At 44.6% G+C, this 15,416-nt stretch carries 8 protein-coding genes; all 8 read left to right on the top strand.

Annotation, left to right across the window (positions count from 1 at the left end; translation table 11 throughout):
* Nucleotides 1-20 precede the first annotated feature (20 nt).
* The 8 genes from pilQ (at nt 21) to INT03_RS11640 (ending at nt 15,371) form a co-directional block, all read left to right on the top strand.
* The gene (gene pilQ / locus INT03_RS11675; protein WP_193009078.1) at nt 21-2,360 is read left to right on the top strand and encodes a type IV pilus secretin PilQ; all 2,340 of its coding nucleotides are present in this window, start codon (nt 21-23) and stop codon (nt 2,358-2,360) included.
* A 164-nt stretch (nt 2,361-2,524) separates the two neighbouring features.
* Nucleotides 2,525-3,085, top strand: a complete 561-nt coding sequence (aroK, locus tag INT03_RS11670; RefSeq protein ID WP_045453412.1) for a shikimate kinase AroK — start codon at nt 2,525-2,527, stop codon at nt 3,083-3,085.
* 118 nt (nt 3,086-3,203) lie between these two features.
* The gene (gene aroB, locus INT03_RS11665; RefSeq protein ID WP_193009077.1) at nt 3,204-4,313 is read left to right on the top strand and encodes a 3-dehydroquinate synthase; all 1,110 of its coding nucleotides are present in this window, start codon (nt 3,204-3,206) and stop codon (nt 4,311-4,313) included.
* A 129-nt stretch (nt 4,314-4,442) separates the two neighbouring features.
* Nucleotides 4,443-5,516, top strand: a complete 1,074-nt coding sequence (locus INT03_RS11660) for a hypothetical protein (RefSeq protein ID WP_193009076.1) — start codon at nt 4,443-4,445, stop codon at nt 5,514-5,516.
* A gap of 910 nt (nt 5,517-6,426) precedes the next feature.
* On the top strand, nt 6,427-10,890 hold the full coding sequence (gene gltB, locus INT03_RS11655) for a glutamate synthase large subunit (RefSeq protein ID WP_193009075.1): 4,464 nt from the start codon (nt 6,427-6,429) through the stop codon (nt 10,888-10,890).
* A gap of 180 nt (nt 10,891-11,070) precedes the next feature.
* Entirely contained in the window at nt 11,071-12,492 is a 1,422-nt protein-coding gene (locus INT03_RS11650) for a glutamate synthase subunit beta (RefSeq protein WP_087814764.1), read from the top strand.
* A gap of 162 nt (nt 12,493-12,654) precedes the next feature.
* Entirely contained in the window at nt 12,655-13,890 is a 1,236-nt protein-coding gene (locus INT03_RS11645) for an FUSC family protein (protein ID WP_193009074.1), read from the top strand.
* Nucleotides 13,891-14,126: 236 nt separating this feature from the next.
* Complete coding sequence (locus INT03_RS11640) at nt 14,127-15,371, top strand: FUSC family protein (protein ID WP_193009073.1); 1,245 nt, start codon at nt 14,127-14,129, stop codon at nt 15,369-15,371.
* The last annotated feature ends 45 nt before the right edge of the window (nt 15,372-15,416 follow it).

Raw genomic sequence — 15,416 nt, 5'->3', positions numbered from 1 at the left:
GATTTTTTGAGGAATAAATAATGACAGTACGCAATAACAAGGTAACGATGATGAGCAACCGCGTATCTTCTGCTTTTGCCATTTCAGCATTGGCAATCAGCATGGTAGCAGTGAGTAATAGTGCCCATGCCGCACAGCGCATTAACGAAGTTTCTGTGGTACAAATTGCACCAGCAGTGACGCAAATGCGTTTGGGATTTGACGGTTTACCAGTGTTACCTGCCGCCTATCAGCTTGATAACCCTAGCCGTTTGGTACTAGATTTTGAAAAAGTGCAGAATGGACTTGCTAGTCGCTTTAATGAATACAATATTGGTATGATTGATAAGGTCACGACGTTGAATAGTGACAGTACTACGCGCCTGATTGTTGAGCTAAAACAGGCAGGTAACTATACGACATCGATTGAAGGTAACGATTTACTATTGACCATTACTGATCCTAATCGTCCAGTAATGACCAATGATCCTATCCAAGACGTACTCAATGACAATAATGCGATCACGACGACAGCAGTCGTTACACCGATTGTAGAAACCAGTAGTGCATCGGCAGTCAATATAGCCAGTAAAACGGTGGTTAAAAATCAAGTGCCTGCTGATACCATGGTGGTCAGAGTTAACCCATTATTAAGCCCACAACTTGCTGCATCGCAAGTGAGTAAGCAATATAGCTATGATGGTTTGAGTGCCGTCAATTTTGCCGCAGGAAATGATAGTGGTGGCAACGTTAGCATCACACTTACCAATGAAGCCATTCCCGTTGATGTCCAACGTCAAGGCAACAAGTTAGTGGTACGCTTAACGGGTAGCACCGTGCCAAGAAATTTATTGCGCCGTTTGAATATTAATAGTGGTCTGGTTGATAGTATTGATACTAAAAACCAAGGTCAAAATGGTGTAATTACTATTAATGTTAAAGAAGATTATGAGTATCAGGCTTATCAATCAGGCAATCAGCTGAATATTAATATCAGAAAACCTGAGCTACTACGTGAGCCAACACTTGAAGAAAAAGTCTATAGCGGTGAAGCGCTATCTATGGAGTTTCAAGACGTTGAAATTCGCAGTGTCTTAGATATCCTAGCGCAGTTCACAGAAATGAATATTGTGGCTAGTGATTCAGTCGCGGGCAATATCACCTTACGCCTGATTAATGTCCCATGGGATCAAGCGCTAGATATTATTCTAAGGAGTAAAAATCTTGGTAAGCGTGAAAATGGCAATGTCATTTTGGTTGCGCCTTCCACCGAGCTTGCTGAGCAAGAAGCACGTGAGCTTGAAGCGCAGCAAGCGGTTGAGTCTTTTGCGCCATTACGCACAGAATATATTCGTCTTAGCTATGCAAAAGCGCCAGATGTTTTGACACTTATTTCTCAAGGCAGTGGCTCATCAGGTGGCAGCAATGCAAATGCTGCTGATAACAATACCTTATTGTCTAATCGTGGAACGGTAACGGTAGATGAACGTACCAATACTTTAATTATTAAAGATGTGGCTGACAGTATCGAAAATATCCATAAGTTGATTGGTAAAATTGATATTCCAGTCCGTCAGGTCATGATTGAAGCGCGTATTGTGAGTGCCACTGATAGCTTTAGTAAAGAGATTGGGGTTCGTTGGGGTATCTTGTCAAATGGTGCTGCTAATAACCGTAATTTATTGGTCGGTGGTAGTAATCAAACGTTATGGGATTTAAAAGACTTTGATGTAGAAACGACGACGGTAAATGGTCAAACGGTTTCTTATCCTTCATACGATATTACTCGTCCTGATAACTTAAACGTCGATTTAGGGGTTGCCAACCCCGCTGGTAGTATTGCCTTTGGCTTGCTTAGTATGTCAGATGTGATGCTTGATCTTGAATTGTCAGCACTGCAAGCGGATAATCGCGGTGAAGTGATTTCTACGCCGAAGATTCTGACAGCAGACAAGCAAACGGCGAAAGTCTCTTCAGGGACGCAGATTCCTTATCAAGAAGCGTCTGCCAGTGGAGCAACTACCACTAGCTTTAAAGAAGCAGCATTGAGTTTAGAGGCCACACCAAATATCACCCCAGATGGTAAAATCGGTTTGCAATTGTTAATCACTAACGGTACGCCAACCATTATTAATAATCAGGTTGCTATTGCTGAAGACTCTATTTCAACCAATGTTATTGTCGAAGATGGTCAAACGGTTGTGTTGGGTGGTGTCTTTAAGAATCGTACCAGCAATGGTGTTGATAAAGTACCGTTCTTAGGAGACCTGCCTTATATTGGTCGCGCTTTCCGTAAAGACGTGCGTAGTAATTCTAAAGAAGAGTTATTGATATTTATCACGCCAAAATTAATCAATGATGGTATTAGCCGCATAGATTAATCATTTATTGATTGGTTTTCGCTCAAAAGAAGCAAGCATCAACGCTTGCTTTTTTTATGGAAAAATTTTCATATTGATTGAATTTTACTAACAATAATCAACGCTCATTACTAGCCAGAATATCAATGACGTTGTATCATAGCTAATTTAGCTGAGTAAGTATTATGGTGGAGGAATTGCCGTCGGTGTTTTTAGTAGGGCCGATGGGAGCAGGGAAGACAACCATCGGTAAATTGCTGGCTAAGCAGTTGGGGCGCACCTTTGTAGACAGCGATTGGTACATTGAATCGCAGACAGGGGCTGACATAGCTTGGATATTCGCTAAAGAAGGCGAGGCGGGCTTCCGTGAGCGTGAAACGCGCGCCATCGATGAGTTGACTCAAAAAGACCAAATCGTTTTAGCGACCGGTGGTGGCGCTGTGATGTGTGCTGAAAACAGAGCGTTTTTGCATCAGCGCGGTATCGTGGTTTATTTGAATGCGCCAGTTGATGTGCAAATGGCTCGCACGGCTAAAGACAAATCACGACCACTGTTACAGCAGCCAAATCCTAGAAAAATCTTGCAAGATTTATATAGCACTCGTGATCCCTTATATCGCCAAGTCGCTCATATTATTATGCCAACTGGTCATACTTATCCCCGTCATATGGTCAATCAGCTTTTACAGCAACTAGAGTCGTTTACTGACTCGACTGCTATAGCACCAGAAGATAAAGAAAATTAACCATAATGATAAACTTTATCAAGGCGTGTCCTCATTTAAAAATGGCGATAAAAATCAGGACGCGCCCTAGTTAAGCTCAGCTACTTTTATCTTATTCAAAATGCTTAGGGAGTGTTTAATGGCAACGCCACTGTTTCATGACGGTTTAACGGTTCATACGCAAAGCCATGACTATCCAATCGTCATTACTGAGAAAACAGCGATAGATCGCAACAGTATGGCAAAGCTGATCACACCTTATATTCGTGGTCGCCAAGTATTGATTGTCACTAATGATACTGTTGCGCCTTTATACCTAAGCGCTTTAGAGAAAGAGTTAACAGAGCAGTTCACTGTGCGTGTTTGCGTATTGCCAGATGGTGAGCAATATAAGCATCAGACCAGTATCAATCAAATTTACGATGTATTGATGGCCGAGCATTTTAATCGTGACGTTACGCTTATTGCTCTAGGTGGTGGCGTTATTGGTGATATGACGGGCTTTGCTGCAGCAAGCTTTATGCGTGGTGTGAATTTTATTCAGATTCCAACCACGCTACTGTCACAAGTGGATTCGAGCGTTGGTGGTAAGACGGGCATCAATCATCCTCAAGGCAAAAATATGATTGGCGCTTTTTGGCAGCCGCAAATGGTACTTGCTGATATGAGTACGCTCAAGACTTTGCCAGCGCGCGAGTTGTCAGCCGGGTTGGCTGAGGTTATTAAATACGCGCTCATTATGGATGTCACGTTCTTAGATTGGCTGGAAGTCAATCTGCCAGCGATGATGGATTTGGATTTAGCGGTACTTGGTGATGCCGTAAAACGCTGCTGTCAGTATAAAGCGGATGTCGTCGCGCAAGATGAAAGAGAGTCAGGCGTGCGAGCATTGTTAAACTTCGGTCATACTTTTGGTCATGTCATTGAAACACATGAAGGCTATGGCAATTGGCTACACGGTGAGGCAGTCGCTGCTGGCATGGTACAAGCCGCAGAGTTATCACAGAAAATGGGATGGTTAACGGCCGAAGACGTTGCTCGTATTAAGCGTATTTTAACCTTGGCAAATTTGCCTATCACCCCGCCACGCATTGATACACAAACGGCGCTAAGTTTGATGGGACATGATAAAAAAGTGAAACACGGACAAATCCGCCTGATTTTGTTAAAATCACTGGGTCAGGCCGTATTGACCAATGATTTCGATGAAGATCTTTTGCACGAGGTATTGTCACAATACCGCGTATAATGTCTTAAAGCTTTAGTGCTCGTGAATACCCACTGAACGCAACGGTTTAAAGCAGGCTGGCTCGCCGCTATTCTACTTACTGCGCATCTCTTGAATGCAGTCAACTTTATTTTCACCAAGGATACTCCCATGGCAGCTTCAAGATCGACGCCGCGTACCGCTAGCCAGTCATATCGCCGTCAAGCGTTGATTTGGCTGATAATGACCTTGCTGCTGGGTGTGGTCACGGCTCTGATTTGGATGTTTAGTCAAACACCAGCGATGGGTGCCAAAATTGAAAATGCCCCCATATCAGCACCGCAACTATTGAGTGCTGAGCTTGAGCAGCCTTTAAAAATAGAGTCGTTACACGAGCTTGATACCGACGTGCAGCCCATTAGTTTTGATACGACGGTACGTGATTTGCGCAATTATCCTGCTGAGTTTAAAGACAAACGTTATTTGTTGGCGAATAAAGGTAAATGGACAGTGCAGGTGATGAATGTCGCCGAAAACGATGTGATTGTCAGTTATCTAGAAGGCCGCGCAGACCGTAATAAATTTGCTTATTTCCGTTATCTTGATGATGAAAATCAAGTCCGCTATATGTTAACTTATGGGCTCATGAGTAGTCCACAAGAAGCGGTTGGCGCGGCAAAACTGATAGACTTTAAGTTGCCAGCCAATGTGCGTGTGTTGCCAGAAGAGATCAATCGTTATGTCGGTATCATCGATAATTATGAACGCCCTGATCCAGTTAAAGATTTGAGCACCAGACGCACACGTTCTGTTGATCTAAAGCCGACTAAGCGCGAAGTGCCAGTGCGCCAGCCACTGCCAGAAACGAATAATGGGGACAATGCTGGTCGTAGCAGTCAAGAAACTGCCAGTAATGGCGACAATGAAAGTATCCGTCAGTCAGCGGATACCTCCGATACTTTATCGGTCACTGAAGAGCGTATTGTTGGCAATGAAGAGGAAGTATCCTCTGTCACCACGCCTAAAAATGAAGGTAGTGGAACTAAGTCTGAATCAGAGAATAAAAAATCAGTGACATCAGGTACTGAAAATACCACTAAAAAACCCCCAGTAGTCGCAACACCAAAGCCGCCAAGTAGTACCAGTAGCACAAATTCTGGCGCAAACGCTACTAGCAAGAATACCAATCCTCCTAAGAGCAATAACGACAGTATGAAAACGCTGATAGAAGACAAAAGTAATTAAAGTATGTTTGTCCTTTGACCATATCGTTGATAGCTATCATAACCTCGTTACCACTATAACTAAAAAAACCCACTGACAAGCTGGTTAGTGGGTTTTTTTGTGGAGCATCATAAAACATATAATTAGTGCTAAAAATACATTTCCAAAAGAAGTTGATCTTAATTAAGTATCTCAACTAAGCCTTGTCACAGATACTATGTATCAAAATTTGCATAGAACATTTAATCATCCTATAACCAATAGTAATAAGTTCTCTTACAAAATATGGTGGGTGAATCGATAGAAAAGACTAGATTTTTTGTCCGTCATTAACTAATATAACTGTGGGCGACGTTCTGTATAGTTATCGTAAAAATTGTTTTTTAACAATGAATTGGTAAACTTCTATCATTTAAAAGATACGTTACTAAAATTTTTTGTCTCAAGCGTTGTCACTTGCTATCTATAATTAAGCTATCGCAAGTGGCGCAACCTCTCTTATTATCGCTCTCTTTAGAGTGAATGAAGCGCTTGATTACAGAGCGTCAGATATTCAAAATGAATCAAATGCACGGTTATTACATGCGTAGTCAATCAGTCTGGATTGCTAGGCATGGTGTGATAACAAGTGACACTCAAGATAGCGACATTGCGTTATTGATGACTACGTAACGGGTATACAGGGCTGTATGTCATTGCCAAGGGCGACCGTTTACTATCTTTTAATATGTTAATGATCTATTGAAACATCATTCAATGACTGGGAGTGCCAGAGCTTTCACCTCAGTCTCAAAGTATGATGTCTATGAGCGTCACACCATTTATTAATTCGGATATACGAATATTAATTATTAGCCCGTTCTGCTTACGGTCTTCAGTTTATGATCTGCATTGGATGCATAAATTGCCCGTTCACCTAAAAGGACTAGCCATGTCAATGATTTCCTCGCAAACCCACCTGGTCACGCCAGATGATTTTTCTGATAACTGTGGTTTTGGTTTGATCGCTCATATTGAGGGACAAGCCAGCCATGATTTGGTAAAAACTGCTATTCATAGTCTAAGCTGTATGACCCATCGCGGCGGTGTTGCTGCTGATGGTAGAACGGGTGATGGTTGTGGTCTACTACTGGCGACGCCTATTGAGTTTTTTAGAGGTATTGCTGCTGAGCAAGGGTTCGCGATTACTGACAACTTTGCAGTTGGTATGATCTTTGTCAATTTAGATGAGACAAAAGCTCGTGATAGCCAGCAAGTGCTGAGCGATGAGATTGTCGCCCAAGGATTAGAGGTTGCTGGCTGGCGTGATGTGCCGCTTGATTTGAGCATCGTCGGTGACATTGGCCGTGAGACTTTACCTGATTTTAAGCAAGTGTTTGTCAACGCCCCCGATGATTTGGCAGCGGATGACTTTAACCGTAAACTGTTTGTCGCACGCAAAAAAGCAGAGCAGCGCTTGGCTGATGATGAGCTGTTTTATGTGTGCTCATTAAGCTGTCAGACGATTATCTATAAAGGTTTGGTGATGCCATCAGACTTGCCAGCATTTTTCTTGGATCTACAAGATGCGCGTTTGGCATCGCATATCGTGGTATTTCATCAACGTTTCTCCACCAATACCTTGCCGCGTTGGCCTTTGGCGCAGCCGTTTCGTTATCTTGCCCACAATGGCGAGTTGAATACCATCACAGGCAATCGCAACTGGTCTGAGGCACGGACGCCAAAACTAAAATCAGACAAACTGCCCAATTTGAATGAATTGACGCCACTGGTGAACAGTACGGGCTCTGACTCATCAAGCTTAGATAATATGCTTGAAGTCCTCATGTCAGGTGGTATGAATCTATTCCATGCGATGTCGATTCTCGTGCCACCTGCTTGGCAGAATGTCGATAGCATGGATATGGATTTGCGCGCCTTTTATGAGTTTTATTCGCAGCACATGGAAGCGTGGGATGGTCCAGCAGGTTTGGTGATTCAAGATGGACGCTATGCGGTCTGTATGCTTGATCGTAACGGTCTACGCCCATCGCGCTGGGTGACGACCAAGAACGGCTACATCACCGTTGCTTCTGAAGTTGGTGTGTGGGATTACTCGCCAAAAGATGTGTTGGCAAAAGGACGCGTTGGCCCTGGTCAAATGCTCGTTATTGATACTTTAACGGGTCAAATTTTAGATACTAAAGCGATTGCGACATTACTGAAAAAAGCCCATCCGTACCGTAAATGGCTGCGTGAAGAAGCAACCCGTATCCGTGATGATGAGCGTTTAGAGGAAGAGTTAGCAGCGCAAACATGCCGTGGTAATGAGCTAAAAACACTGCAAAAAATGTATCACATTACCAATGAAGAGCGTACTGAAATTATCCGCCCCAACGCCGAAAATGGTCAAGAGCCCGTCGGTTCAATGGGTGATGATACGCCCATGGCAGTGTTGTCGCAGCAAATCCGCCATGTCGGTGACTTTTTCCGTCAGCAGTTCGCACAGGTGACCAATCCACCGATTGATCCATTGCGTGAATCTATCGTGATGTCATTGCAGACCTGCCTCGGTGCTGAAACCAATGTGTTTGCGCCATCAGCGCGAGATGCACACCGTATTATTTTATCGTCGCCGGTATTGTCCGCCAGCAAGATGCAGCAACTTGAGACCTTGGGCGATCCAGCCTTTAAAATGGCGCGTATTGATTTAAACTATGATCGCACCCTTGAGTTATCAGAAGCCATCATGGCTATCTGCGAGCAAGTAGCTAACAGCATCCGAGCTGGTCACACTTTGATTGTGTTGTCTGATAAAGACATCGATGCCGATAAAGTACCAGCCAATGCCATCATGGTGACTGGTGCGGTGCATCATTATTTGATTGGTCAAGGTATTCGTACTGATGCTAATTTAATCATTGAGACTGGTTTGGCGCGCGACTCGCATCAAGTGGCAGTCTTGATTGGTTTTGGTGCGACCTGCGTTTATCCTTATTTGGCTTATGATGTTATTGATGACTTAGTAGCGACTGGTGAGCTGCTTGGTGATCCGATTCAAGCGCGGGTTAATTTCCGTAAAGGCTTGGATAAAGGCTTGCTAAAAATCTTATCAAAAATGGGCATCTCGACCATTGTCTCTTATCGCGGCGCGCAGTTATTTGAAGCAGTGGGTCTCTCTGAAGAGGTGGTGAGCCTGTGTTTCAAAGGCGTACAGAGTCGTATTAAAGGTGCGACCTTTGCTGACTTAGCTGCCGATCAAGCACAGCTAGCGGCGAATGCTTTCAAGCGCCGCGCGCCACTCGATCAAGGTGGCTTACTGAAGTTTGTCTTCAACAAAGAATATCATGCCTTTAACCCAGACGTGATTAATAGCCTGCATACCGCGGTTCGTACGGGTGATTATGATAATTATCGTAATTATGCCAACTTAGTGAATAGCCGTCCTGTGGCGACCTTGCGTGATTTATTGCAATTAAAAACAGATAACTCTATCGATGTGAATGACGTAGAGGATATCTCAGCTATTCTGACGCGCTTTGACTCGGCGGGCATGTCGTTAGGGGCGTTGTCACCCGAAGCCCATGAAGCGATTGCCATGGCGATGAATACCATCGGTGGACGTTCAAACTCTGGTGAGGGGGGCGAAGATCCAGTACGTTATGGCACGCTGCGCAACTCAAAGATCAAACAAATTGCCTCGGGTCGTTTTGGCGTCACCCCAGCGTATTTGCGTTCAGCCGAAGTGATGCAAATCAAGGTTGCACAGGGTGCCAAGCCGGGTGAGGGAGGTCAGTTGCCGGGTGGTAAGGTCAATGCTCTGATTGCGCGCTTACGTTATTCTGTACCGGGTGTGACGTTGATTTCACCACCGCCGCATCATGATATCTATTCTATCGAAGATTTGGCGCAGCTCATTTTTGATTTAAAGCAAGTCAATCCAGATGCGCTAGTATCGGTCAAGTTAGTCTCACGTCCAGGCGTTGGTACTATCGCGACTGGCGTGGCAAAAGCCTATGCCGATTTGATTACCATCTCAGGTTATGATGGTGGCACAGCAGCCTCTCCGCTATCGTCTATCCATCATGCAGGGTCACCATGGGAGCTAGGACTTGCTGAGACCCACCAATCACTACGAGTAAATGGCTTGCGTCATAAAGTTCGTATTCAAACTGATGGTGGCCTAAAGACAGGACTTGATGTGGTAAAAGCCGCTATCCTTGGGGCAGAAAGCTTTGGCTTTGGTACCACGCCGATGATTGCCGTTGGTTGTAAATACCTACGCATTTGCCATCTTAATAATTGCCCGACTGGGGTTGCGACGCAAAAAGCCAAGCTACGTGATGAGCATTTCATTGGCGAAGCGGAGATGTTGATTAACTTCTTTAAATTTGTAGCAACTGAAACGCGTGAATGGCTTGCCGCCCTTGGTGTGCGTAGTATGGAAGAGTTGGTTGGACGTACTGACTTGCTTGAAGTATTAGAAGGCAACACGGATAAACAGCGTCATCTGGATTTAACGCCATTATTATTTAGCCATCCAGCCAGTAGTGGTAAAGCCCAAACCTGTCAGGTTGAGCGTAATGAGCCATTTGATAAAGGCTTACTCGCTGAACAGATGATTAGTGATATGTTGCTCAATATTCGTCAAGGTAATGGCGGCGATTATAGCTATTATGTCGGTAACTGTGATCGTTCTATCGGCGCGCGTATCTCTGGTGAGATTGCGCAAGTATGGGGCAACCTTGGCATGAGTGATATGCCAATTAAGCTGCATCTGACTGGTACTGCTGGGCAGAGTTTAGGCGTCTGGAATGCAGGTGGTCTAAATATTGAGCTAGAAGGCGATGCCAATGATTATGTCGGCAAAGGCATGGCTGGCGGTGAGATTGTTATTTATCCACCAAAAGATTCAAGCTTTACGGCGCAAGAGACCGCCATCATTGGTAATACCTGCTTATATGGCGCAACGGGCGGCAAACTATATGCAGCTGGTACTGCTGGCGAGCGCTTTGGGGTGCGTAACTCTGGCGCGCACGCAGTCATCGAAGGCACAGGCGATCATTGCTGTGAATATATGACAGGCGGTATTGTCACTATTCTTGGGCGTACGGGTCTCAACTTTGGAGCAGGTATGACAGGTGGTTTTGCTTATGTGCTCGATATGGAAGGCGATTTCTTTGACCGTTGTAACCATGAGTTGATCGATCTTAACCGTATCTCAAGTGAGCAAACCGAAGAGCATCGTATCCATTTGCAGCAAGTGATTGAAGCGCATGTTAATAAAACAGGCAGCGCGTGGGGTCAGACGATATTGGCTGACTTTGAGCACTATGTTCGTAAGTTTTATTTGGTGAAGCCTAAAGCGGCAAACATTGCGAGCCTTCTCAAAACCACCATGGCTGACCCACAATAGCTTTGCTTGGATTATCCAATGTTCCGCTTTTAAAAGCCTTTTAACTCAGAGGTTTTCAGCAGGTAAGTGACGGTCACGATATAAAGCTCTTAATTTTGTGATAAATGAGACATCGTTGACTGTCACCGCCCACTTTAAAAAAGCTTGATATAAAAAGCCTCATATTAAAGAGACAATACCATGGCAAAACGCTTAGAAAATAGTTTTCAGTTTTTAGATGTACCACGGCTTGAGCCGACCAAAAAAGACATCGCCACGCGCTCAACGGAGTTTGTTGAAATTTATAAACCGTTTGAGAGTGAAGCCGTTGCGCAGCAGTCGCACCGCTGTCTGGAGTGTGGTAACCCTTATTGTGAATGGAAGTGCCCTGTACATAACTACATTCCTAACTGGCTCAAATTGGCTACCGAAGGGCAGATATTTCAAGCGGCTGAATTGTGTCACCGCACCAATACGTTGCCTGAGGTCTGCGGTCGCGTCTGTCCACAAGATCGCTTATGTGAAGGCGCTTGTACCTTAAATGATGGCTTTGGCGCTGTGACCATTGGTAATGTCGAAAAGTACATCAACGATACCGCCTTTGCACTTGGCTGGCGTCCGGATATGTCTGATGTGGTTTGGACAGATAAAAAAGTCGCGATCATCGGTGCAGGGCCAGCAGGTTTGGGCTGTGCGGATATACTCGTTAGAAACGGCGTAAAACCAGTTGTGTTTGATAAGCGTCCTGAAATTGGTGGCTTACTGACTTTTGGTATTCCAGAATTTAAAATGGAAAAGGACGTTATGCGTAACCGCCGTGTCATCTTTGAAGGCATGGGCATGGAATTTCGTCTTGAGACAGAAATCGGTACTGATATTAGTATTAATGAACTGTTAAGTGAGTATGATGCGGTATTTATGGGCATGGGTACTTACACTTATATGCGTGGCGGCTTTGCTGGTGAAGAGCTTTCCGGTGTTCATGATGCGCTAGATTACCTGATTGCCAATGTCAATCGCTGCAACGACTGGGAAAAAAATCCTGAAGAATATATCGACTTTAAGGGTAAAAGAGTGGTGGTGCTAGGTGGTGGCGATACTGCGATGGATTGTAACCGTACCAGTATTCGCCAAGGCGCTGAGCAGGTAGTTTGTGCCTATCGCCGTGACGAAGAGAACATGCCAGGTTCGCGCCGCGAAGTGGTCAATGCTCGCGAGGAAGGCGTTGAGTTTCTATTCAATCGTCAACCGACAGAAATCATTGGCTTGAATGGTAAAGTGAATGGCGTGAAAGTCGTTACGACTCACTTGGGTGCGCCAGACAACCGTGGTCGTCAGCGTCCTGAGCCGATTCCTAATTCAGAAGAAATTATCCCATGTGATGCCGTAATTATGGCTTTTGGCTTCCGTCCTAGCCCTGCTGACTGGTTTGAGTCTCAGCAAGTGGCAATGGACAGCTCTGGTCGCGTGCTGGCAGCGGAAAAGCAAACCTTTAAATTCCAAACCAAAAACCCCAAGATATTTGCTGGTGGTGATATGGTGCGTGGTTCTGATTTGGTCGTGACTGCGATTTGGGAAGGTCGTGAAGCCGCTGAAGGTATTTTGGACTTCTTAGAGGTATAATGGTTTTGGTTGACATCCAATTATTGACCACTCTATTTCGATCTCAAACGTCTTTTGCCTTTTAACAGGTAAAAGACGTTTTTTTTGATATCAGCAGTACATGATGGTTCGATATTACTTTTCATTGACTATATATTCTTCAATTAATAAGAGTACCTGTGCGTGAAACCAAAAATTTGGCAACGATTTACTGCACCATTCATTGAACCTTATGCGCGCTATCAGCACGCTGATATCTTGCACGCCATACGTATCGGTGCAGCCATTGTACTTGCGCTGTTAGCCAATCAAATAAGCCATTTTCCACATGGGGAATGGACGACGATCACCGTCTTTATTATTTTGGGATTGCTACAGTATCAGGGCGCTATTTATACCAAAGCCAAAGAGCGAGTACTAGGCACGGTTTCGGGTATTGTCGTGGCATTTGCAATCTTATGGATCAATAAAGGGACGGGTGCTTGGTTAGGGATAGAGTACCTGCTTATTGGTATTGTTAGTGGAATTATTGGTTATTTTTCGGTCAGGCGGCTAGGGTATACTGGGTTACTCACTGGCATTACTATGCTGATGATCGTCTCTAACTTGAATCAAGTTAATATGGCGCAAGATGGTGTCTATCGCGCACTCAATATCTTAATCGGTACAGGTATTGCGGTCATGGTGACAGTGGTCTTACCTCTAAAGTCGACGTTGATGTGGCGATTTTTATTAGCAAATAATTTAGAAGCCTGTAGTACGCTTTATGCCGGTGTCGGACATCATATCGATGCTGAAATAGTGGCTCCCAAGTCGCTTGTCTATACTAGAGCGACAAGCTCAGCTAGCCTGTTTTATCCTCAAAGTAGCACTACTGCAGATATGCCTGTTAATAAAGCGTTGATAAAATCGCTGCAGCAAATAAACAAGCGACTACTCGCAGTACGTCCACATATCGCTGCAACAGCAAGCGAGTCCGGCATTCATAAAGAGACGATAGAAACGATTCAGCGTACCCATCGCAATATCATCGGTACCATCGATTTGTTACTCAGTGCAGCACCGCGTTTGGCGAATATCGATATCGACGATGATAATCATATGCTACTGATTCACTATCAACACGAGCTCACCCAAGCCATGCAGCATATCGCGGCAGTGCTACGCAGTCCAAGCGATCAGACTTTTCGACCTATTACGCGTATTGCGCTATCAGAATATCCTAGCGTACAGTATGCAACGTTTGAGTGGCAGGGATATTTTTGGTTGACGCAAACGTTGCAAGCACAACTGCAACAGTTAAGTGATCTGCTACAAACGACCAAACCGCAGTGGTATGCCGCTTCTGGTCTGCGCTATCAAAGGCGTGAGCAGCGTAGAATGAAAGAGCAGGGGGGCGAGTCCGATTTACACTTGTAAATATAGGAGATGCTGGCAAGTATTTGTCAGCACCTTTCAGCATTACCAATAGCCAAATGCGATGTTGTTAGGATGTTTTTTTGTCGTTATGTGCTAGCATGTTTTGACCTTCAGCGTCTTTTATCTTTTAATAGGTAAAAGGCGTTATTTTTTGGTCATGACTTTATCATCGATTTATCAATAGTTAAGCCAGTAGCTACAATTTAACCGATTTTTTCTTCCTTCACTTATAAGAGATGCCCTGCGTGAAACCGACTTTTTGGCAACGATTTACCGCCCCGTTTGTAGAGCCTTATGCCCGTTATCAGCATGCAGATGTTTTGCATGCCATACGTTTGGGTCTGGCTGTACTTATTGCGCTCTTGCTAAATGAGTTTACGCACTTGCCGCATGGTGAGTGGACGACCATTACCGTGTTTGTGATTTTGGGTTTGTTACAATATCAAGGGGCGATTTATACCAAGGCTAAAGAGCGGATATTGGGTACTTTGCTTGGGGTAGTAGTTGGGCTTAGCTTCTTATGGCTGATTAAAGATATCGGTGGGTGGCTGTGGTTGTATTATGGGCTGATTGGCATTATCAGTGGCATCATCGGTTATGTGGCGGTCAAGCAATTGGGCTATATCGGTCTGCTGACAGGTATTACCATGCTGATGATTGTGTCGAGTCCTGACCACAGCAATATTGCCCAAGATGGCTTATATCGCGCGTTCAATATTTTGCTTGGTGCAGGAGTAGCGGTGGCCGCAACGTTAATTTTACCGCTTAAATCGACGTTGATGTGGCGGTTTTTGTTGGCCAGTAATCTTGAGACGTGCAGCAATTTGTATGCAGGGGTTGGCAATCATATTGATGCGGATGTCTTAGTGCCCAAGCCGTTTAAATATAGTAAGGCGACCAGTTCGGCCAGTATTATTTATCCATCGAACAGTGCTATACCAGATACACCGGTCAATAAGTCCTTGGTGAAAGCGCTACAAAAAATCAATAAGCGTTTGCTTGCCGTGCGTCCGCATATCGCAGCGACAGCAAGTGAATCGGGTATTGAAAAGGAAACACTAGAGACTATTCAGCGTACCCATCGTAATATCATTGGTACCATTGATTTGCTGTTAAGTGCCGCACCGCGTTTGGCTAATATTGAAATTGACGATGAAAACCATATTTTGCTTATTCATTATCAGCACGAATTGACGCAAGCGATGCAGCATATGGCGGCGGTATTACGTAGTCCAAATGATCAAGTATTTCGCCCCATTACGCGCATCGCTGTATCAGAATATCCAAGCGTAGAAAACTTAGGCTTTGAATGGCAAGGCTATTTTTGGCTCACGCAAACCTTACAAGTACAATTGCAGCGGCTCAGTGATTTATTGCAAACGACTAAGCCGCAATGGTTTGCCGCCTCTGGTCTGCGCTATCAACGCCGCGAGCAGCGCCGTATCGAGCATAAAGGTAGTGAAACTGATTTGCACTTATAAATATAGTCAATCCTATATAAATCAGATACGGTGTTAGGCTCGCTT

The organism is Psychrobacter sp. PG1 (assembly GCF_014897815.1).
GTDB lineage: Bacteria > Pseudomonadota > Gammaproteobacteria > Pseudomonadales > Moraxellaceae > Psychrobacter.
This window is presented reverse-complemented; position numbering and strand designations above follow the sequence as displayed.